General features: G+C 68.1%; 16 protein-coding genes. 8 read left to right on the top strand and 8 right to left on the bottom strand.

The genetic code is table 11. The features are described 5' to 3' along the window. Positions 1-17: 17 nt before the first annotated feature. The 3 genes from ACTJIL_RS09795 (at position 18) to ACTJIL_RS09805 (ending at position 5,708) form a co-directional block, all read left to right on the top strand. On the top strand, positions 18-1,616 hold the full coding sequence (locus tag ACTJIL_RS09795) for a tetratricopeptide repeat-containing sulfotransferase family protein (protein WP_440755328.1): 1,599 nt from the start codon (positions 18-20) through the stop codon (positions 1,614-1,616). 440 nt (positions 1,617-2,056) lie between these two features. Next, entirely contained in the window at positions 2,057-4,645 is a 2,589-nt protein-coding gene (locus ACTJIL_RS09800; RefSeq protein ID WP_440755329.1) for a TonB-dependent receptor, read from the top strand. Positions 4,646-4,715: 70 nt separating this feature from the next. Next, a complete protein-coding gene (locus tag ACTJIL_RS09805; protein ID WP_440755330.1) occupies positions 4,716-5,708 on the top strand; it encodes a class I SAM-dependent methyltransferase in 993 nt (330 codons plus the stop codon). A gap of 206 nt (positions 5,709-5,914) precedes the next feature. Here the strand turns inward: ACTJIL_RS09805 and ACTJIL_RS09810 are convergent, their stop codons facing one another. Then, positions 5,915-7,708, bottom strand: a complete 1,794-nt coding sequence (locus tag ACTJIL_RS09810; protein ID WP_440755331.1) for a phosphoenolpyruvate carboxykinase (GTP) — start codon at positions 7,706-7,708, stop codon at positions 5,915-5,917. Further along, positions 7,708-8,328: a TetR/AcrR family transcriptional regulator gene (locus ACTJIL_RS09815; RefSeq protein ID WP_440755332.1), complete on the bottom strand. Its 621-nt coding sequence runs from the start codon at positions 8,326-8,328 to the stop codon at positions 7,708-7,710. Before ACTJIL_RS09815 ends, ACTJIL_RS09810 begins: the two co-directional genes overlap by 1 nt. 185 nt (positions 8,329-8,513) lie before the next feature. Between ACTJIL_RS09815 and ACTJIL_RS09820 the strand changes: the two genes are divergently transcribed. Both ACTJIL_RS09820 and ACTJIL_RS09825 read left to right on the top strand, forming a co-directional pair. Then, positions 8,514-10,991: an acyl-CoA dehydrogenase gene (locus ACTJIL_RS09820; RefSeq protein WP_440755333.1), complete on the top strand. Its 2,478-nt coding sequence runs from the start codon at positions 8,514-8,516 to the stop codon at positions 10,989-10,991. A 110-nt stretch (positions 10,992-11,101) separates the two neighbouring features. Then, positions 11,102-11,569: a hotdog fold domain-containing protein gene (locus ACTJIL_RS09825; protein ID WP_440755334.1), complete on the top strand. Its 468-nt coding sequence runs from the start codon at positions 11,102-11,104 to the stop codon at positions 11,567-11,569. A 176-nt stretch (positions 11,570-11,745) separates the two neighbouring features. Here the strand turns inward: ACTJIL_RS09825 and ACTJIL_RS09830 are convergent, their stop codons facing one another. The 3 genes from ACTJIL_RS09830 to ACTJIL_RS09840 form a co-directional block, all read right to left on the bottom strand. Beyond that, positions 11,746-12,096 (bottom strand): DUF1304 domain-containing protein, encoded by a 351-nt coding sequence (locus tag ACTJIL_RS09830; RefSeq protein ID WP_440755335.1) that lies wholly within the window; start codon positions 12,094-12,096, stop codon positions 11,746-11,748. Positions 12,097-12,195: 99 nt separating this feature from the next. After that, positions 12,196-12,828 (bottom strand): DUF922 domain-containing protein, encoded by a 633-nt coding sequence (locus ACTJIL_RS09835; RefSeq protein ID WP_440755336.1) that lies wholly within the window; start codon positions 12,826-12,828, stop codon positions 12,196-12,198. Between the two features lie 52 nt (positions 12,829-12,880). Beyond that, positions 12,881-14,176, bottom strand: a complete 1,296-nt coding sequence (locus ACTJIL_RS09840) for an NTP/NDP exchange transporter (RefSeq protein WP_440755337.1) — start codon at positions 14,174-14,176, stop codon at positions 12,881-12,883. A gap of 113 nt (positions 14,177-14,289) precedes the next feature. On the opposite strand from ACTJIL_RS09840, the gene ACTJIL_RS09845 reads away from it, so the two are divergent. Beyond that, positions 14,290-15,903: a GMC family oxidoreductase gene (locus ACTJIL_RS09845; RefSeq protein WP_440755338.1), complete on the top strand. Its 1,614-nt coding sequence runs from the start codon at positions 14,290-14,292 to the stop codon at positions 15,901-15,903. Here ACTJIL_RS09845 and ACTJIL_RS09850 read toward each other — a convergent pair. After that, entirely contained in the window at positions 15,900-16,679 is a 780-nt protein-coding gene (locus ACTJIL_RS09850) for a hypothetical protein (protein ID WP_440755339.1), read from the bottom strand. The two genes, ACTJIL_RS09845 and ACTJIL_RS09850, sit on opposite strands and share 4 nt — an antisense overlap. Before the next feature lie 98 nt (positions 16,680-16,777). Between ACTJIL_RS09850 and ACTJIL_RS09855 the strand changes: the two genes are divergently transcribed. Then, positions 16,778-17,638 carry a LysR family transcriptional regulator gene (locus tag ACTJIL_RS09855; RefSeq protein WP_440755340.1) on the top strand — a complete coding sequence of 287 codons (861 nt, stop codon included), beginning with the start codon at positions 16,778-16,780 and terminating at the stop codon, positions 17,636-17,638. 18 nt (positions 17,639-17,656) lie between these two features. Here the strand turns inward: ACTJIL_RS09855 and ACTJIL_RS09860 are convergent, their stop codons facing one another. Further along, complete coding sequence (locus ACTJIL_RS09860; protein ID WP_440755341.1) at positions 17,657-19,558, bottom strand: M48 family metallopeptidase; 1,902 nt, start codon at positions 19,556-19,558, stop codon at positions 17,657-17,659. Positions 19,559-19,724: 166 nt separating this feature from the next. Continuing rightward, positions 19,725-20,321 (bottom strand): LemA family protein, encoded by a 597-nt coding sequence (locus ACTJIL_RS09865; RefSeq protein ID WP_440755342.1) that lies wholly within the window; start codon positions 20,319-20,321, stop codon positions 19,725-19,727. Between the two features lie 80 nt (positions 20,322-20,401). On the opposite strand from ACTJIL_RS09865, the gene ACTJIL_RS09870 reads away from it, so the two are divergent. After that, on the top strand, positions 20,402-21,826 hold the full coding sequence (locus tag ACTJIL_RS09870; protein ID WP_440755343.1) for a serine hydrolase domain-containing protein: 1,425 nt from the start codon (positions 20,402-20,404) through the stop codon (positions 21,824-21,826). Positions 21,827-22,077 lie beyond the last annotated feature (251 nt).

The following is a 22,077-nucleotide window of genomic DNA, read 5'->3' on the forward strand; positions in this document are numbered from 1 at the left end:
ACGGCTACCCTTTCGGGATGACCTCACCGCACTCCTCCCTGCCCGCCCGCGAGGCGGCGACTGCCCTGGAACTCGGCCGCCAGCAGGCCGCGAGGGGTGACTTCGACAACGCGCGACGCAGCTTCGAGCACGCAACACGGCTCGACCCCGACCTGTTCGATGCCTGGTTCCTGCTCGGCATTACTTATATGCGCGACGAACGCCGGCTCGAGGCCCTGCCCGCCCTGCGCCAGGCGCACCGGCTGCAGTCGGGACAGGTCGACGCAACGCGCGCGCTGGCCGACGCGGAGTTCCACGCCGGCACGCCCGGCGACGCATTGCCCCTGTGGCAGGCGGTGGTCGCGGCACGACCGGGCGATGTCGATGCAAGGCTGAAGCTCGGCGAGACGCTCAACCGCCTCGGCCTGCTCGACAAGGAGATCGCCAACTACCAGGACGCGCTGGCGCTGCTGCCGGAATCGGCGGACCTGTGGATGGCGCTCGCCCAGTCGCGCGAGGACGGCGGCGACCGGGAGGACGCGATCCAGGCCTACCGCCAGGCGCTGCGGTTCCGGCCCGGCTGGGTCACGCCCCTGGCCGGGCTGCTGGCCCTGCAGCGCAAGGCCCCGCCCGCCGAACTGGTCGAGCAGGCCGTGGCATTGCAAGCACGGCCTGACCTTCCGGACCGCGACCGGGCGCTGCTCGGCTACGCGCTGGGCAAGATCCAGGACAGCCGCGGTGAGCACCTCGCGGCCATGGCCAGCTGGCACGACGCCAACGCCGCCCGGCGACGGACCAACGGCACGTACGACCTCGCCCGGACGGAAGCCAGGCTCCGGCGCCTGATGACGTTGTACGACGCACGCTTCTTCGCGCGCCCCCTGCAGACCGTCGGCAGCCAGGACACGCGCCCGGTGTTCGTGGTCGGGATGCCGCGCAGCGGCACCACGCTCACCGAGCAGATCATCTCGATGCATTCGCAGGCCCACGGCTGCGGCGAACTGCCGGACCTGCCGCTGATTGTCCAGGCGCTGGGCAACCGCTGGCCGGAAAACGCAGCGGGCCTCGAACGCGAATTCCTCGAATACGAAGCCGCGCGATACCTCGCCGCGGCATCGAGGCACGCGCCCGAATCCGCGCTGCGCCTGGTCGACAAGTCGCCGCTGAACTATTTCAACCTCGGCCTGGCCGCACAGCTGTTTCCACGCGCGCGCGTCATCTGGTGCCGACGCGATCCGCGCGATATTGCCCTGTCCATCTACAGCGAGAATTTCGCGCTCGACGCGCAATTCGCCACCGGGCTCGACGCCATCGCCCATTCCATCGCGCTGCAGACGCGGCTGATGCGCCACTGGCAATCGGCGCTGCCGCTGCCGATCCACGAACTGCGCTACGAATCGCTGGTCGAATCCCCGGAACCCGAGGCGCAGCGCCTGTTCGCGTTCCTTGACCTGCCGTGGGAGCCCGCCTGCCTGGAATTCCACCGCAGCAACCGCATCGTGCAGACACCGAGCCGCTGGCAGGTCCGCGAACCGATCCACGGTCGCTCTGCGGGGCGCTGGCGCCGCTATGCCGACAGCCTGCCGGAGTTCGATCCGGACGCGTTCCCCGGCCCTGCCGCAGATCGCAACGTCTGATTCCCGACCCGGCCTCGACCACGGACAGCCTGGACACTCGTCGTCATTCCCCTCTGGCGGGAAGCGCTTTACCCCAGCCGAAGGGCTGGCCATCCATGGCCCCTCATTCAACCAGTCAACGACTGGATCCCCGTCTGCGCGGGGATGACGATCGGAAGCGTCGCTGTTCAGCCCCTTATTCAACTGATCGCGGGCCGTCCGGCTGCCCGGATTCGATTGATTGAAAAGGAAATATCCTTCTTCACAAGCGATTGCATACGGTCACGTACTGAACGGAAGCCCCCGCCTGCACACCAATTTTCCTATTTGTTAACGACACTTTAATTTTCCAGCGAGCGGGGCTACTATCGGCGACAGCCTTGCCGGCCTTGGTGTCTTTTTTGACGTCACCGGGAAGGTTCCCATGGGTTTTCCCGAGCACTCTACGTTTGGAGAGAGAGATGACGTTCAAGACCACCAAGCTCCGCGACGCGATCACCTTCGCGCTCGTTGCGGGCGCCACCGGTATCGCCGGCACCGGTGTTGCGTTCGCGCAGGACCAGGACCAGGGCAGCACCACTGCTGCTTCCGACACCACCACCCTCGACCGCATCGAGGTCACCGGTTCGCGCCTGAAGCGTGCCGAAATCGAAGGCGCCATGCCGGTCACGGTCATCGACCGCGCCCAGATCGACGCCAGCGGCGAAGTGTCCGTCGCCGACTACCTGCGTACCACCAACTTCAACTCGGTCGGCCAGTTCCGCCCGCAGTCGGGTAGCTCGGCCCAGGCCGGCGCGTTCGCCGACCTGCGCGGCCTCGGCGGCCAGCGTACCCTCGTCCTGATCGACGGCCACCGCGCACCGAAGGCGCCGTTCGCCGCCGGTTCGGGTACCGACCTCAACGCCATCCCGCTGGCGGCCGTGGAGCGCATCGAAGTGCTCACCGACGGCGCATCGGCCGTGTACGGCGCCGACGCGGTCGGCGGCGTGATCAACCTGATCCTGCGCAAGGACTACAACGGCGCGCAGGTCACCGTCGGCAAGTCGAGCCCGAAGTGGGGCCCGACCGACGAAGCCTCGATCCTGTTCGGTGTCAGCGGCGACCGCGGCCACATCGTCGGCGGCTTCTCGCACAACCGCCGCGCGATGATCTTCACCAACAGCCGTCCGTGGGGCGGCGAGCCCGGTGCCAGCACCTTCGGCAACAACTACCTGTCGGTCGACGCCAACGGCAACCTCGTCAACTCCAACTTCGTCAACGGCATCGACACCTTCAACCCGGTCCCGGGCGGCTGCACCAACGATAACTTCTACATCCTGCCGGCCAATGGCCGCTGCGTGTACGACTTCAACGCCACCGCGGCGGACGAGGCCAGCTACGGCAACAAGGCGTTTTTCCTCAACGGTGAAGTGCAGATCAACGACGACTGGTCGACCTACTTCAGCACCAACGTCACCAATGCCAAGAGCTTCGGCCGCTACGCGCCGACGCCGGGCGTGGTGGTCGTCGCCCCGAACACCGTGCAGAACCTGGGCCCGGCCGACTCCACCATGTACCTGTACCACCGCTTCGCGGCCGCGGGTAACCGCGACAACGAGACCAACGCCAACGTCTACGACATCATGCTCGGCTTCCGCGGTGCGATCAGCGACACCGTCGACGCCGACTTCGGCATCCGCTACAACACCTATCGCTACGACGAGTTCGGCCGCAACTACATCGTCGGCTCGCTGGCCGCGCAGGCGATCAACGACGGCAGCTACAACATCTTCGATCCGGGCGCGACGCCGATCGACGTGCTGAACTCGATCAAGGCCACGATCACCCGCAACAGCACCTTCACCACCAAGGAAGCGTTCGGCAACGTCACCTTCAACGACCTGTTCGAAATGGGCGGCGGCAGCGCCGGCCTGGTCGTCGGTGGCGAGTTCCGCAAGGAAGACTACGCCGACATCTACGACTCGCTGTCCTCGGCGGGCGTGATCCTCGGCAGCGCCGGCGCCTCCTCGGGCGGCGGTCGCGAGGTCAGCTCGATCTACGCGGAAATGCTGCTGCCGTTCACGTCCACCCTCGAGGCCGACATCGCCGGCCGCTACGAGAAGTATTCGGACTACGGCACCAACTTCGCCCCGAAGGTGGCCCTGCGCTGGCATCCGATCGACAGCCTGACCCTGCGTGGCTCGGTAGGCCAGGGTTTCGTCGCCCCGACCCTGGACATCATCACCCAGGAAACGGCGTTCTCGGCCGACCCGGTGGTCGACGCCGCCACTTGCGCCTTCTACGGCCAGCCTGATGTCAACAAGTGTTCCAAGGCCGGCGGTAACCAGGTCGACGCCTTCCGCGAGAAGGCCGAAGGCCTGGGCGCCGAAGAGTCGACCCAGTTCTCGTTCGGCGTGGTCTGGGATGCCACCGACTGGCTGAACTTCACCGTCGACTACTGGAACATCAAGATCGAGGAGCGCATCGCCTACTTCGGCTCGCAGAAGCTGATCAACATCGACAACGGCGACGATCCGACCCCGATGCCGGGCGCACCGTGCTCGCTGACCCGCGATCCGAACCGTGGCAACGCGGTCGTTGAGATCCACAACTGCTACTTCAACCAGGGTGAGGTCAAGACCGACGGCGTGGACTTCGCGGCCCGCACCAACTTTGACCTCGGCGGCGCCGGCAAGCTGACCAACTCGCTGCAGGCCAGCTGGATCCACGAGCAGACGATCGACGGCGGCGAAAACCAGGTCCTGCTGCAGGGCTTCCCGGGCGTTCGTGCCACGCTGAACAACCAGTGGACGCGCGGCGACTGGGGCGTGGGCTACATCGCACGCTACACCGGTCCCAATGGCCACGGTGCGTCCACCACGGAGAGCTACCTCACGCACGACCTGCAGGCCAGCGTGGAACTGCCGTGGAACGCGAAGTTCACGATCGGCGTCAACAACCTCACCGACAAGATGCCCGAGCTGGTTGGTTACGACGGTCGTCCGTTCAACTTCTACCTGTACGACGCCTACGGCCGTACGCCGTACGCCCGTTACGAACAGCGCTTCTGATCTGTTCGCAACATTGCAATGATTGGAGGGGCCTTCGGGCCCCTCTTTTTTTGCCCGCTATACTCCGCCGATGCCGGATCACAGCACCCCGAACGACCAGCGCCGGACCGCGTGGTCGCGCTACTGGAAGCGCGACGTCCTGCATTCGCTGCCCGGCTCGTTCACCGGCAACTACGAAGGCCTGATCGGCCGGTTCTGGCAGCAACAGTTCGAGTCGCTTGACGCGTCGCGTAGCGTTCTCGACATCGCCACCGGCAATGGCGCCATCCCGCAACTGGTGTGCCTGGCCTGTTCCACCGACATGCCGCGGGTCGACGCGATCGACCTCGCCGAGGTTTCGCCGGACTGGCTGGCGTCACAACCCCTGCCGTGCCGGGAGGCGCTGCATTTCCATGCCGGCGTATCCGCCGAGGCATTGCCCTTCGCGGACGAATCGTTCGACCTGGCCACCAGCCAGTACGGCATCGAATACTGCGATGTCGCGCGCGCGGTGCCGGAACTCGCGCGAGTGCTCAAGCCGGGCGGCCACCTCGCATTGCTGCTCCACCACCGCGACTCGCGACTGGCGGAGGTGGCACGCGAAGAGTTGCGCCTGACGGACTGGCTGCTGCAGGCAGCCGGCTTCCTCGACCGCCTGGACGCCATCGTTCCCTGGGTCGCGCAGGCCGCCTCGGCGGAAGGCCGCGAGCGGCTGCGCGTCGATCCTGCCGCCAATCGCGCCCGCGAGGACTTCAACCACGCAATGCAGGCGTTGGCCGGCGAAGCCGCGGCGAGCCCGTTCCCGGACCTGCTGGAAGAAGCCCGTGCGTTTTCCGCGCAGGCGCTGGGCGCGCTGCAAGGCGCGTCGGCCGCGGACATCCTGTCGCGCTGCCGCGACTATCGCGAATCGCTGCGCGACGCCAGGCTGCGCTATGCGGAGCTCTGCGAATGCGCGATGGACGAGGACATGATGGCGTCGTTCGCCGAACGCCTCGCCGCCAACGGGCTGGCCGATATCATCCACGTGCCAATCCGCCACGAGAACGGCATGCTCATGGGCTGGACCCTGACTGCAAGGGCTTGATCGCGAGACTGGCAGCGGCGTCGGGGCGTAGCCCCGACCCACCAGTGGGTCGGGGCTACGCCAGCGTCGGTGCTATCCACCGATTCACATGCTTCGCAGCCCGGGGTTACGCCTCCGACTCGAGAAAGGGTCGCAGCCCAGAACAACGGACCCCGGGCGTGCTGCGCTTGCCCGAGGTCGACGCGCTGCCGTGACGCGTGCGCGACTCAGCCCCGCAATGCGGCGGCGATGCGTTGCTGCTCGGCGTGCAGCGCGTCGGGCATCCGCGAGCCGAAGCCGGCCAGGAATTCGCCGATCCCGCCGAACTCCTCCTGCCAGCCGTCGCGATGGAACCCGAACAGCTTCTCGACCGCTTCTTCGGAAAGCTCCACCCCGGCGAGGTCGAGGTCTTCCGGCCGCGGCAACGCCCCGATGGGGGTATCGACCGCACCGGCTTCGTCCTTCACGCGCCCGATCATCCACTCCAGCACGCGCAGGTTGTCGCCGAAGCCCGGCCACAGGAACTTGCCGTCGTCGCCCTTGCGGAACCAGTTGACGTGGAACACCTTCGGCAGCTTCGCGCCGGGCTTGTCGAACGACAGCCAGTGGCCGAAGTAGTCGCCGAAGTTGTAGCCGCAGAACGGCTTCATCGCCATCGGGTCGCGGCGCATCACGCCGACCTGGCCGGTGGCCGCGGCGGTGGTTTCCGAGCCCATCGAGGCGCCGACCAGCACGCCGTGGGTCCAGTCGCGCGCTTCGAACACCAGCGGCACCAGCGACGCGCGGCGGCCGCCGAAGACGATCGCCGAGATCGGCACGCCCTGCGCGGCCTCGGCCTGCGGCGAGTACGACGGGCACTGCTTCGCGCTGACGGTGAAGCGTGAGTTGGGGTGCGCCGCCGGGCCGTTGCCCGGCTGGAAATCACGGCCCTGCCAGTCCTTGACCGGCACGCGATCGTCGAGGCCTTCCCACCACGGCTGGTTGTCGTCGGTGACCGCGACGTTGGTGAAGATGGTGTCGTGCTGGATCGAGGCCAGTGCGTTCGGGTTCGACTTGTCCGACGTCCCCGGCGCCACGCCGAAATAGCCGGCCTCCGGATTGATCGCGTACAGCCGGCCATCCTCGCCGGGGCGCATCCAGCAGATGTCGTCGCCCACTGTCCACACCTTCCAGCCCTTTTCGCGATAGGCGTCCGGCGGGATCAGCATCGACAGGTTGGTCTTCCCGCAGGCGCTGGGGAACGCCGCGGCGATGTAGTGCGTCTCGCCCTGCGGGTTCTCGATGCCGACGATCAGCATGTGCTCGGCCAGCCAGCCTTCGCTGCGGGCCTGGTGCGAGGCGATGCGCAGTGCGTGGCACTTCTTGCCCAGCAGCGCGTTGCCGCCGTAGCCGGAGCCGTAGGACTTGATGCTCAGCTCGTCGGGGAAATGCATGATGTAGCGGCGGTTCGGGTCGAGTTCGCCGGTCGAATGCAGGCCGCGCACGAACACGCCGTCCTGGAGCCGGCCCTCGCGCTCGATCCGCGCAAGCGCCGGTGCGCCCATGCGCGTCATCAGGCGCATGTTGGCGACCACGTACGGCGAGTCGGTGATCTCCACTCCGCAGCGCGACAACGGCGAATCGATCGGGCCCATGCAGTACGGGATCACGTACATCGTGCGCCCGCGCATGCAGCCGTCGAACAGTGCGTCGATCTTCGCGTGCGCCTCGGGCGGTGCCATCCAGTGGTTGTTCGGGCCGGCATCTTCCTGCTTCTCATGGCAGACGAAGGTCAGGTGCTCGACGCGCGCGACGTCGTCGGGATCGGAGCGATGCAGCCAGCTGCCCGGGTGGGTGGTGTCGTTGAGCGGCAGCAGGGTGCCGTCGGCCTGCATCCGGGCGACCAGGGCATCGAACTCGGCGTCGCTGCCGTCGCACCAGTGCACCTGGTCGGGCCGGGTGAGCGCCGCGACTTCCGCGACCCAGTCGTTCAGGACCTCCAGTGAACTGGGAGACGGGGAAGGAAGGGGATTCGCATTCATCAGTGGGTCTCATGCCTTGGAAGGGGTGGAATCAGGGTCGCCATCATGTGTTCGACGTAGGCCTCGAACTCCTCGCGCGGCGGGCGCGACTGTTGCAGTTGCAACTGCAGCTGCAGGAAACCGACATAGGCCGCGTAGGCCAGCCGGGCGCGATGCTGGGCGTCGTTGCGGCCGAGGCCGGCCTGGCGAAACGAGGCGGTCAGGTACTCGAGCCGGCGCTGCGACACGCGCTCCATCACCGGCTGCACCGCCGGGTGGTCGAGGGCCTTGAGCATCGCGCTGTAGATCACGTGCGACTTGGCTTCGTGCGCGACCAGCTGGAACAGGTTGCGCAGGCGCTCGCGCGGATCGGGGATCGCTTCCAGGGTGCCGAACACGGCTTCCTGCTCGAAGCTCTCCCAGCGCTCCAGCGCGGCCTGCAGCAGGGCGTCGCGCGAGGGGAAGTGCCAGTAGAAGCTGCCCTTGGTGACGCCGAGCCGGCGCGCGAGCGGTTCGACCGCCACCGCCGCCACGCCCTGCTCGGCAATCAGGTCGAGTGCGGCCTGGGCCCAGTCCTCGGCGCTCAGGCGCCCCTTGCGTTCCGGCTTGTCGGATGCCGGTGCCGATTCGGTCGACGTCATGCCGACAGTGTATCCATACGCCTCCGCCCGGAACAGTATCGTCCGGGGCCGATCGTCGCTGCGGCGCAGCATCGGTTGCGCCATTTGCGTAACTCCGTACTTATGCGTATGGTATTCGGATCGCGCGATGGCAACATCGCGCAGGCTACCCTTCTCCTGTTCAGGCAGCTCACCGGAGTCCAGAGATGAGCATCTTGCTTCCCTTCGTCGCCTTCCTCCTCGCCGGGGCATTCGCCGCCTATCACCGCATGCGGCTGGCCTACTGGGCAGTCATGACGGCCACCCTGCTGGTCGCGTGCTGGCTGCTCGGCGCCCACCCTGTCGCCGTGGCCGCCGCCGCCGCGCTGGTGGCCCTGATCGCCGTGCCGCTGCTGATCCCCGCCCTCCGCAAGCCGCTGATCACCGCGCCGCTGCTGAAGTTCTACCGCAAGATCCTGCCGCCGCTGTCGCAGACCGAGCGCATCGCGCTGGAGTCGGGTTCGGTCGGCTTCGAGGGCGAACTGTTCTCGGGCGATCCCGACTGGAACCAGCTGCTGTCGCAGCCCGCGCCGAAACTGACCGACGAAGAACAGGCCTTCCTCGACGGCCCGGTCGAGGAGCTGTGCAGGCGGACCAACGACTGGGAAATCACCCACGTCCACGCCGACCTGCCGCCGGACCTGTGGGATTTCATCAAGCAGCACAAGTTCTTCGGCATGATCATCCCGAAGGAGTACGGCGGCCTCGGGTTCTCGGCGCTGGCGCACCACAAGGTGATCCAGAAGATCTCCTCGGTGTCGAGCGTGGTCAGCTCCACCGTCGGCGTCCCCAATTCGCTCGGCCCGGGCGAGCTGCTGGTGCACTACGGCACCCGGGAGCAGAAGGACTACTACCTGCCGCGCCTGGCCGCGGGCATCGAGGTGCCCTGCTTCGGCCTCACCGGGCCGTTCGCAGGTTCCGATGCGACCTCCATCCCCGACTACGGCATCGTCTGCCAGGGCGAGTGGAACGGCGCCAGCGTGCTCGGCGTCAAGCTCACCTTCGACAAGCGCTACATCACCCTGGCGCCGGTGGCGACGCTCATCGGCCTGGCCTTCCGCCTGTACGACCCGGATGGGCTGATCGGCGATACCCGCGACATCGGCATCACCATCGCGCTGGTGCCGCGCGACACCGACGGCGTGGACATCGGTCGCCGCCACTTCCCGCTCAACTCGCCGTTCCAGAACGGCCCGATCCACGGCCGCGAAGTCTTCATCCCGCTGAGCCAGCTGCTGGGCGGCGAGGACTACGCCGGCAAGGGCTGGCAGATGCTCAACGAGCAGCTGTCGATCGGCCGCTCGATCACCCTGCCCTCGACCGCCAGTGGCGGCGCCAAGATGGGCGCGATCGCGACCGGCGCCTACGCCCGCATCCGCAAGCAGTTCGGCCTGTCGATCGGCCGCTTCGAGGGCGTCGAGGAAGCGCTGGCACGCATCGCCGGCAAGGCCTATGCGATCAGCGCGCTGTCGCAGGCCACGGCGATGGCGGTGGATCGCGGCGAGACCCCGGCGGTGCCGTCGGCGATCGCCAAGTACCACTGCACGACGATGGCCCGCGAAGTGTCGAGCGACGTAATGGACGTGCTCGGCGGCAAGGGCATCATCCTCGGCCCGCGCAACTTCGCCGGCCGCAGCTGGCAGGCCGCGCCGATCGCGATCACGGTCGAGGGCGCCAACATCATGACCCGCAGCCTGCTGATCTTCGGCCAGGGCGCGATCCTGTGCCATCCGTGGGTGCTCAAGGAAATGAAGGCGGCGCAAAACCCGGACGAACAGGCGGGCCTGGAGGAGTTCGACCGCAACCTGTTCGGCCACATCGGTTTCGCGATCTCCAACGCCGTGCGTTCGATCTGGTTCGGCCTGACCGGCGCGAAGATCGGCAAGGCGCCGGGCGACGACTACACCCGCCGCTATTTCCGCAAGCTCGACCGCTATTCGGCGAACCTGGCGCTGATCGCCGATGCCTCGATGCTGCTGCTCGGCGGCAAGCTCAAGTTCAAGGAATCGCTGTCCGGGCGCCTGGGCGACGTGCTGAGCCATCTGTACCTGACCAGCGCGATGCTCAAGCGCTACAAGGACGAGGGCTGCCCGGTGGGCGACCAGCCGCTGCTGGCGTGGGCGTTCCACGACTCGGTGCACCGGATCGAGCTCGCGCTGTCTGCGGCGCTGCGCAACTACCCGATCCGCCCGGTGGGCTGGCTGCTGTGGCTGCTGGTGTTCCCGTGGGGCCGCCGCGCGCAGGCGCCGAGCGACCGCCTCGGCCACCGCGCCGCCGCCCTGCTGATGGCGCCGAACGAGGCCCGCGACCGGCTCGCCAACGGCGTGTTCACCACCCCGTGCGAGAACAACCCGGCCGGCCGCATCGACAGCTACCTGGCCAAGGCGATCCTCGCCGAACCGGTGGAGCGCAAGTTCCTCAAGGCGCTGAAGAACAGCGACATCGAGGCGCTGGACTTCGCTTCGCAGCTCGACGAAGGCGTGCGCGAGGGCTGGATCACGGCCGAGGAACGCGTCCAGCTCGAGGAACTGCGCGCGCTGACGCTCGACGCGATCACGGTCGACGACTTCGATACCCACGAACTGCGTGCGGCGTCGTACTACGACCTGCCGCAGCACAAGCGCAAGCCACGCGAGGCGGCCTGACGCGCCGCCTGGCCTTGTGGGAGCGGCCAATCCCGCTCCCACCGGATCATGCATCTCTGAGGGAATGACGTGCAGACCGGCGCGGACTCCCCGGTTCACCGGACACTGCCATGACTGCTTCCGTCCTCGCCCTCTACCGCCGCATCACCCGCTGGCCCGCCGGCCACTGGCTGTTCTCGAGCGCGGTCTGTCTCAAGGCACCCTACTTCGCCAGCATCGCGCCGCGCATCGAAGTGCTGGAGCCGGGCCGCTGCGTCGCGAGCCTGCGCCACCGGCGCAAGGTCACCAACCACATCGGCACGGTGCATGCGATCGCGCTGTGCAACCTGGCCGAACTCAGCGGCGGCCTGGCGATCGACGCGAGCCTACCGACGTCGATGCGCTGGATCCCCAAGGGCATGACGGTCGAATACCTGCGCAAGGCCGTCGGCACCATGCGCGCGGTCGCGACCCCGGCGCAGCCGGCGATCGAGGCGGATACGGGCTATGAACTGCCGGTCGACGTGGAAGTCACCGATCCGGCCGGCGAAGCGGTATTCCGCGCCCGCATCTCGATGTGGATTTCACCGCGCCGCTGAAACGCGACCGCGGGCGAGCTTCTGGTCGTCGGGCGCCGAGCCGCGGCAGGCCGGGACTACGCCCTCGACGGCTCCCGATGTTCCGATCCCCGGGCATTCGGATTCAACGCTGCGACGCGGATCGGGATCGCGCTCCGACGTCGCGGGAAAAAGGCCGACGGGGATGTCACCCCGGCCTACGCAAGGCACAGCGCCGCGATCGCAGCCAATGCCGGCACGGCCTGCACGTAGAAGATGCGCCGGCTGACCGTCGCCGCACCATACAGCCCGGCGACCACCACGCAGCCCAGGAAGAACAGCGCGACGCCGCGCTGCGAGGTCGCGAGCGCCCACAACAGTCCGGCGGCAAGAAAGCCGTTGTACAAGCCCTGGTTGGCCGCCAGCACGCGCGTGATGGCAGCCTTCTCGGGCGTGTTGCGGAACACCTTCATCCCGGTCGGGCGCGTCCACAGGAACATCTCGAGCACCAGGAAGTACAGGTGCAGCAGCGCGACCAGGACGATCAGGACAACGGCAACGATCGGCATTTCCAGCTCCTGTGCGGATGACGGGCGCGGGTGCCCGAAAGGCATTGCGAACGGGTTGCGCCCTGCCCGGCGTGCCGCTGCAACGGGCAGGGCCGTTGCTCAGAGTTCGACGCCATCCGCGATCCCGTTGCGGGTTCGGGCATCGTAACGCCGATCCCGGAATTCGTACTTCAGGATGGTCCGGCGCAGCCGCCGGCTGGCCATGTCCCGGGCCGTCTTGCAGTCGGGCTGCAGGCCAATCGCGAGGATCCGGGCCCGGGCTTCCTCTGCCGCCGCGCGCGCATTCGCGCGATGCGTGGCCTCGTGCCGTTCCAGCGCGGCCAGCGTCCGCTCCCATCGCGCCAGTTCCTGGGCCGGCACCGCTTTCCCGGGATCCCATTCGGGCAACGTCACCACGATGTCGAGCTGCACCTCGAGATTGCGCAGGCGGCACCCTGCGGCAGACCGGTCGAATTCATAAGCGATCGCGATGTCGCTGCTGGTGCGGCCGTGCGTTCCTTCCGCGCCTTGCAGCGAAGGAATGTCGTGCTGCAGTTGTGCCCGCAACTCCTCGATCGACCGGGCCGCCAGCCGGTAGTGGGTGATCGTCTCCTTGATCCGGACCGACGAGGGATCCGTCGACCCGGCCTGCATCGCCCGAAGCGAACCGGAGAACATCGACAACAACATGAAGACGGTCCATGCGACCAGAGGCACGAAACGGGTATCCGCACTCGCATGGCTGCGATGCACCGTCATCTCCGGCCTGGACGGGCAGCTCCCGCCCTGAGATGAAGCGGATCGGTCACGCTCCCGCGCGAACCGTGTCACCGCTTTCCACCCGCCGGGCCAGCCGCCAGCCGATGGCCGCTGCCGCGACCGCCGCCACCGCGCTCAGGCTCGCGAACCCGCCCGTGGTCATGCCAAGCGTCCGCAGTCCGTTCATGCCCGAGGCGATGGCCACGTCGCCGAAGCGCCACACCGCGGTGTCGACCGCGTTCTGGCCCTTGTAGCGCACGCTGCGCGGCACCCGCGTGTACAGGCTGTGGCGGGCCGGCTCGGCCATGCCATAAGCCAGGCCGCGACTGACGATCAGCGCAATCGCCACCGCCGGCATCCCGGCCAGCAGCGGTGCATGCGGATCCGGCGAGAACACCACCACCATCAGCACCACCATGCTGGCCAACGCCCAGATCAAGATCACGAAGCCCGGCCCGTTGCGCGGCAACAGCCAACGAGTCACGAACAGCTGCGTGGCCATCGTCAGCAGGTTGCCTGCAAGATCGACGTTGGCGGCGAAGCGCGTGCGCGCCACCGCATCGGTGAAGGTCGCGCCGGAATAATCCGTCACCAACGCGTAGTTGACCGTGCCGATGCCATCGGCCAACAGCAACAGGATGGCCATGCCACGCATGAATGGATCGGCGAAGATCTGCTTCAACCCGTCCCACATGCCGCCGCCAACGGCGGCTTCGTGCCCCACCTCGTTCCGGCGCGCGCCATGCACCCGCGCCCATTGTCCGAGCAGCACGACGCAGACCAGGGCCACGCCGAGCAGGCTGGCTGAAACGATCAGCAGCGGTCCCACCCCGATCACGCCCACCAGCGTGCGGGTCAGCGTCGGCCCGGCGACCGCGCCCAGCGTGCCGGCCACGGCGATGATCGGAAACAGCCGGCGCGCCTGTTCGGTGCTCCAGATGTCCGACATGAAACTCCAGAACACCGACACCACGAACAGGTTGAAGACGCTCACCCAGACGAAGAACGCGATCCCCAGCATCCGTGGACTGAGCAGCCCCTGGTGGGTGAACAGGGGCACGAACGCCAGCAGGCAGGCGATGAAGAATGCGTAGACCACCGGCACCACGATGCGCCGCGGCCAGCGCGAGATCAGCGCGGCGAAAACCGGGCTCAGCGCCAGGGTGACGACGAACGTGGCCCCGTAGAACCAGGGCAATTGGGTAGACCCCACCGCGGCCGACAGCTGTTCGCGCACCGGCCGAATCACGTAGTAAGCCGCCAGCACGCAGAAGAAATACACGAATGACAGCACCACCGCGCGCCATTCGCCGCCCTGCACCCTGCCGCTTGCGTTGCTCATCCAGGTTCCATCGTGCCGGCAGGCGCCGCCTGCGCGCACGTTAGCCGAAGACCGCCCCGCTCTGCCACCGCGCGCAGAGCATATGCTCTAGTCCCGCTCCCTAACTTGGCCGGATGACCGACTCCCAGAACAACGCGCAGGCCGCCTACGACTACATCATCGTCGGCGCCGGTTCGGCCGGCTGCGTGCTCGCCAACCGCCTGTCCGAAGACCCCGGTTGCAAGGTGCTGTTGCTGGAAGCCGGCGGGCGCGACTGGCATCCCTTCATCCACATGCCGGCGGGCCTTGCCAAGATCGCCGGCAACCGGCGCATCAACTGGGACTACAGCACCGTCCCGGAGCCGCAGCTCGGCAACCGGGTGATCTGGTGGCCGCGCGGCAAGGTGCTCGGTGGCTCCAGCTCGATCAACGCGATGTGCTACATCCGCGGCGTCGCCGGCGACTACGACGACTGGGCGGCACAGGGCGCGAGCGGCTGGGACTGGGCGAACGTGCTGCCCTACTTCAGGCGTTCCGAAGGCAACACCCGTGGCGCCGACGCGCTGCACGGCGGCGATGGCCCGTTGACGGTCTCGGACCTGCGCAACGTCAATCCGCTCTCGCAGGTGTTCATCGAAGCCGGGCAGCAGGCGGGCCTGGCGCGCAACGACGACTTCAACGGCGCTTCGCAGCTCGGCGTCGGCCTGTACCAGGTTACCCAGCGCGACGGCGCGCGCTGCTCCACCGCGGTCGCCTACCTCGACCCGGCAAAACCGCGACCGAACCTGACCGTGCAGACCGGCGCCATGGTCGAACGCATCCTCTTCGACAAACAGCGCGCGATCGGCGTGGCCTGCTCACAGCGCGGCAAGGCGCTCCATTACCGGGCGTCGCGCGAGGTGATTCTCAGCGGCGGCGCGATCAACTCGCCGCAGCTGTTGATGCTGTCGGGCATCGGCCCGGAGGCGGAACTGCGCCGGCACGGGATCGAAGTCGTCGTCGCGAGCAACGGCGTCGGCGCCAACCTGCAGGACCATCTCGATGTCTGCACCCTGCAGCACGAGACCCGGCGCACCAGCTACGACCGCGCCAACGAACTGAAGCTGGCCTTCGACTACTTCCTGCGCGGCCGTCGCGGCCCGGGCACCAGCAACATCGCCGAGGGCGGCGCGTTCCTGCGTTCGTCGCTGGCCGAAGACGATCGCGCCGACATCCAGCTGCATTTCATCCCGGCGATGATCGACGACCACGGCCGCAACCGGCTGCCCGGCGATGGCTACACCATGCACGCCTGCAACCTGCACCCGCGCAGCCGCGGCCGGATTTCACTGGCCAGTACGCGCGCCACCGACAAGCCCCGGATCGAAGCCAACTACCTGGGCGATCCGGAGGGCTTCGACCTGAAGGTGATGGTCGAGTGCGCGCGCATCTCGCTGGACATCCTCGCGCAGAAGGCATTCGACGATTACCGCGGCGCGCCGATCTTCCCGGCCCGCATCCCGCGCTCGGACATCGAGCTGGTCGAGTTCGTCCGTGCCAAGGCCGAGACCGTCTACCACCCGATCGGCACCTGCCGCATGGGCAGCGACGACGCGGCGGTGGTCGACCCGCAGCTGCGCGTGCGTGGCATCGAGGGGCTGCGCGTGGTCGACGCCTCGGTGATGCCGAGCCTGCCGACCGGCAACACCAACGCACCGACGATCATGATCGCCGAGCGCGCCGCGGACCTGGTCCGGGCCGGCACCTAGCGGGCCGGGCCAGGGTCGCGGGCCGGGAAGTAGCTCAGGTCTTCGCGATAGCTCCAGCTCTCCGATTCCACCGTTGCCACCGACGCCGCGTACTCGTCGAGCAGCCTGCGTGCGTCCGGCGCCGCGGCAAGCAGCGCCTCCACGTCGTCGCCGCCAGTGTCGTAGCTGCGCCAGTCGTCGCGCGCAACCATCAGCAGGTAGCCCGGCGACGGCCCGCCCGATACGAGTTCGTACCAGGTGTGGACGGGGGCACCGTCGTCCTGCATCAGCAGCTCGCGCACGGCCCGCAGCACGGCCTCGAAACGCCTGCCGGCGCCGGGATGGAGCGTGTAGTGGAAGACCTGCACGCTCCCGGTCGGTTGCCACTGTTCCAGCGGAAATCCCATGCTGAACTCGCGGCGCAGCCGATAGCTGGCGCGGAACGCCGCTTTCGCGAAGGGCGCGACGTTGCGCGCGGCATCGGCGGCATCGCCGGCCGGATCCACCCGCTGGTCGAAGGCGGCGAACGGCGCGCCGAAACTGCCGTCGATGAACATGCCGGTGCGATCGCCGCTGGCCACGTACCAGCCATACCAGGGCAGCGGATCGCGCCGGTCGCGATGCCACGCCAGGTGCCTGCGATAGCCCTCGTCGAAGCGCGCCGCCTGGCCTTGCGTCGGGTAGTAGCCGAACAGGTGCGCGGCATCGCCGCGATCGTGGCCGACTGCCGCCAGCGCTGCCGATGGAATGGCCGCCAGCATCGCCAAACCAAGCAGGAAACGGATCCGGAACCGCATCGTCATCCTCCGCAGGAACGAATTGGCAGCGTAGCCACACTGCCTCGCGGCGACTATTTCAAATACCCTCGCTGGTGTTCGAATTCCAGGAACGACCCATGCAGCCCGATTTCAAGCGCCTGGCGATCTTCCGCACCGTGGTGGCCAGCGGTGGCGTCAACGCCGCCGCGCGCGTGCTGCACAAGTCGCCTTCGGCGGTCACCTACGACCTGCAGCAGCTCGAGCGCCAGCTGGGCACGCCGCTGTTCCGCAAGTCCGGTCGCCGTCTTGCGCTGACGCCGCGCGGCCGCGTGCTGGCGGCGTCGATCGAGCGCGCCTATCTCGACCTGCAGCAAGCCTGGGAAACCATCGACGATGGCCACGGCCAGGAACCGTTGCGCATCGCCTGCGTGTCCGGCTTCGGCCGCTACCGGCTGCTGCCGCGGCTGCTGTCGCTGTTGCCACGCGAACGGCCGCTGGAGGTGCTGTTTCGTACCGCCAGCGGCGTGCTGGCCCTGCTGGAGAGTGGCCGCGTCGCGCTCGGCGTCAGCTATCGCCCACTGGTGACCGCCGGGGTCGCATCGGCGCCGCTGGGCGAAGAAGAGTTGGTGCTGGTCGGTCCCGCATCCCGGCGCGCTCCGCCGACCGCGGCGCAGGTGCCCGCGCTGCCGTTCGTCACCTGGGAGGAGTTCGACTACGTGTTCTTCCGCTGGTTCGAGGCCAACGGCATCCCGCTGCCACGGCCATGGCATCGCAGCGATCACTTCGACGAACTGGAAGAAGCGCTGGAAAGCGTCGCCAACGGACGCGGCTGGTCGATCGTCCCGCTCGACTCCGCCCTGGGGCGTGCCTATCGCGCGCGGGTGCGCGTGCACCGGTTGCAACCACGGGCCTGCAGCAACGAGATCCATTTGCTGGGCGGCGAACGGGAACTGGCGGGCGCGGATGCCGCGCTGCTGCGGCTGGCGGCGGCGCCATAGGGCGGCGCCGGGGTGCGGTCAGGCCCGCTCGAGCATCGGCGGGAGCGGGCAATGCAGCACGCCGCAGATCGTGCGCAGCAACTCCGCCTCGGCGACGGAGATGCGACCGTCGTGGCTGGCAGCGGCGGTGATCGCCTCGACCATCACCTGCTTGGCCAACGGGTCGAGCGCGTCGAGCGGTTCCCACACGGCTTCGAGCGCAAGTACGCCGTTGGCCGGCGGCGCGTACGGCACATGGTCGCGCGGCAGCACCCGCTGCATGCCGGCCAGGTACGCCCGCTGCGCTTCGGCCGGGTCGTCCGGGTTGCCGGTCCTGGCCACCACCGCCAGCAGCGTCGCGAACTCCTGCTTCACGTTGCCCGGCTTGCGCCGGCCGAAGCGCGCGTAGCGCGCCGGGTCGAGCGACTCGCGCACCTGCACCTGCAGCAACCGGCCCAGGCAGTACTCGAACAGCGACACCTCGCCGTCGGCGTTGACCACCGCGAACACCGTGTCGATGAACACGTCGAGCTCCGGCCGCGGCCGCAGGCGCAGCACCGGGAATGCCAGCGCCGCCAGCGGCAGGCGCTGCATCGGGTGCAGGCCGGCGGCTACCGCCTGCCGGGATGCGAAAGCCTCGTCGGCCGCCGCGGCGCCCAGGCGCGCGGTGATCTCGCTGCGCTGCTTGTCGAGCACTGCCTCGTCGTCGCCGAGCAACAGCGCCAGCAGCAGCGGCATCACGCGCTCGCGCTGGCGCGCCAGTTCACGCAGGTCATCGGGGATCGTGTTGACGATCGCATCGGCGCGGCGGTAGTCGTCCGCTTCGGGCAGGGCCACCTGCGAGGCCACCATCGCCGGCGTGACGTTGATCTGCGACGATGCCGCCGGCAGCGCATCGTGCGCGCCGGCCAGCCCCATGCGCGCGTCTTCCTGCAGGCCGTTGGGCGGCGCGCTGCGCCACTGTGCCTGCAGCTGCTCGAGGTTCTCGGCACGGAAGCCCGGCTCCAGCGCCTGGATGCGCTTGAGGATTGGCGGATGGGTGGCGAACAGGCCGCTGAACCCGATCCCGTCACCGAACAGCATGTGGCTGATCTCTTCGGTCTCGGCGCGCGCACCCAGCCGCGAACCCTCGTGGACGCCCGCGATCTTCTTCAGCGCGCCGGCCAGGCCCGCGGTCTGGCGGGTGAACTGCACCGCCGAGGCATCGGCCAGCGATTCGCGCGTACGACTGATGCCGGCCTTGATCATGCGTCCGAAGAGCAGCCCGATGTAGCCGATCACGATCGCCAGCAGCGCCATCACCAGGAACATGGCCACGCCATCGCGGCTGTTGCGGCTCATGCCGCCGTGCAGCATCAGCCTGCGGCCGATGATGCCCATCACCATGATCCCGAACAGCACCCCGATCAGGCGGATGTTCAGGCGCATGTCGCCGTTGAGGATGTGGCTGAACTCGTGCGCGATCACGCCCTGCAATTCATCGCGGTTGAGCTTCTCCAGCGCCCCGCGCGTGACCGCGATGGCCGCATCCGAAGGCGAGTAGCCCGCGGCGAAGGCGTTGATGGCCGACTCGTGCTCGAGCACGTACAGCCCCGGCATCGGCACGCCCGAGGCGATCGCGATCTCCTCGACCACGTTGCGCAGCCGCCGCAGGTAGCGGTCGGTGGTGTCCTCCGGCACCGGCGTGCCGCCGAACTGTAGCGCCACCGACTCGCCGCCGCCGCGCAGCGAAGCGATGCGGTACATCGACGCCCCGCCGATCACCGCCAGCGTCACCAGCGTGGTGAACAGCAGGATGCCGCCAGCCCCGTCGCCGCGGCCGAACACCAGCATCACCGCCAGGTCGACCGCGACCACGATGGCGATCACCGCCAGCGCGAACAGCACCACCAGCCGTGTCGACGTGCGCCGCGCCGCGGCCTGGTGTTCGAAGAAGTTCATCGGGGAGCCTGGATTGGAGATTCGGAATTCGGGATTCGGACAATCAGGCTGACGGCGCCCGAAAAGGCACGGGGGCGTTCACAGGCGGCGACGCGACACGGCCTTTTCGAATCCCCGTTTTCAACAGCCGAACGGCTGGTCATCCCCGATCCCGAATCCCTGCCCGTCAGAACTCGACCTTCGGCGCCGCCCGCACCTGCGCCTGCTGGTCGGCCGGGATCTCCAGCAACGCGGCCGGGGCGAAGTTGAACATGCCCGCGACGATGCTCGAGGGGAACACTTCACGCTTGTTGTTGTAGGCCATCACCGAGTCGTTGAACGCCTGCCGCGCGAACGCGACCTTGTTCTCGGTGCTCGTCAGCTCTTCGGTCAGCTGCATCATGTTCTGGCTGGCCTTGAGCTCCGGATAGGCCTCGACCGTCACCAGCAGCCGGCCCAGCGCACCGTCGAGCATGCCCTGGCTGCGGGTGAGCTCGGCCATCGCCGCCGGATCGCCCGGCGCGGCCTTGGCCGCGGCCAGTCCGGCCTGGGCGGCGTTGCGGGCGGAGGTCACCGCCTCCAGCGTGCCGCGTTCGTGCTCGAGGTAGCCCTTGGCGGTCTCGACCAGGTTGGGGATCAGGTCGAAGCGACGCTGCAGCTGCACGTCGATCTGGGCAAAGGCGTTCTTGTAGGCGTTGCGCGCGGTGACCAGACCGTTGTAGATACCGACGGCCCAAAGTGCGAACACCACCACAATTGCGAGCAGGATCAACATCGTAACCATCAAAGCTCCCCTTGTTCATGCAATTTGGGAATCAGGCGTTATGATCGCCCCTGTTGCAGCATACGCAGGGGGCAGGCCCGATGAAAGACAACAAGAGGCGGCATCGGCTCACCTGGCGAAGCGGTCTCACCGGCGTGCTGCTGCCGATGGCCCTGGCCACCTCTGCGCAGACACCCTTGCGCTGGAATACCCACCCTGCCCCAGCCGCGCCCGCGACCCCGCAACCCGTGTCGCGGACGCTCCCGACCCAAGCGGCCTCCATCCCGGCCTACCTGCCGCCGGTCGAGGAGGTCATGCCGCCCTCCTCTGATTTCAACGTGCGCCAGTTCGAGGCGATCGCGCAGGAGCTGGTCGCCAACCAGCGCGTGCCCGGCCTGGCCATGACCATCGTCCAGGGCGGCCGCGTGCTCAGCGCGCGCGGCTACGGCATCACCGATGTCAACAATGCCGAGCCGGTCGACGCGCACACCGTGTTCCGCCTCGCCTCGCTGTCGAAGGCCTTCGCCGGCACCGTCACCGGGCTGCTGGTCAACGAAGGTTCGCTGCGCTGGGACAGCCATGTCGCCGACTATATGCCTTCGCTGCAGTTCTCCGATCCCGGCGCCGCGCAGCAGCTCACCGTCGCCGAGGTCCTGAGCCAGCGCGTCGGCCTGACCCACAACGCCTACGACCGCGACCTCGAGCGCAACATTGACTACAACACCCTGGTGCAGAAGCTGGCCTACGCGCCGATGAAGTGCGCGCCGGGCGAGTGCTACAGCTACCAGAACGTCGCCTTCAGCCTGGTCGGCAACGTGGTGTACGGCGCGAGCGGGCAGTTCTTCAGCGAAGCGGTGAGCCGCCGCATCTTCAAGCCGCTGGGCATGAACGATGCCAGCTACGGGCTCGAGGGCATCGAAGCCAGTCCGAGCTGGGCACGTCCGCACGTGCGCGCCGGCGGCGGTTGGCGCTCGCTCACACCCAAGCCCACCTACTACCGCGTGGCGCCGGCCGCCGGCGTCAATGCCAGCGCCAGCGACATGGCGCAGTGGCTGCTCGCGCAGAGCGGCCATCGCCCGGACGTGCTGCCGGCACCGTTGCTGGCGACGCTGCACGCGCCGGTCGTCGCCACGCCCGGCGAAACCCGCGGCTCGTCGTGGCGCCGCCAGCGGTTGAACGCCGCCGGTTACGGGATCGGCTGGCGCATCTACGACTATGCCGGCCACCGCGTGATCTTCCACGGCGGCGCCGTGCAGGGATATCGCGGCGCGATCGCCCTGCTCCCGCAGCGCGACCTGGGCGTGGCGATCCTGTGGAACGGCGAAAGCAGCCTGCCCTCGGGACTGCTGCCGACCATTCTCGACCGCGCGATCGGACTGCCGGCACAGCGCTGGCTCGACGTCGATCCATTCCCGGACGTGCTCTACGCCGACGACGACAGCGAGCAGCCGAGCCGGCCGAACCTGCCGCGCACCGACAAGCACGGCGGCGCGCAGGCCTCGTCGGCCAACGCCAACCCGCGCTGATTCCATCGGCCTTCCGGGCCGCTTGCTTGCACATGCCGCGCAAGCCCGCAAAGCCCCACGCAGTGGTTCGCCAGCGATCAAACCCCTGAACCAGGCGCGTTGCCGCCGCGTCCGGTCGCTTCGCCATGAATCGGCTTCGGCCGGTCCGCGCCGAGCGGGCGCTTTCAACCCGGCATGAAAACTCCCCAGGGCTGTCGAGAGGGAGACCGCAGGCCGGGGCGACGCGCCCGACGCCTTGCGCACTCATGCCC

Origin of the sequence: Luteimonas sp. 22616 (assembly GCF_052044325.1) — a bacterium.
Taxonomy (GTDB): domain Bacteria; phylum Pseudomonadota; class Gammaproteobacteria; order Xanthomonadales; family Xanthomonadaceae; genus Luteimonas.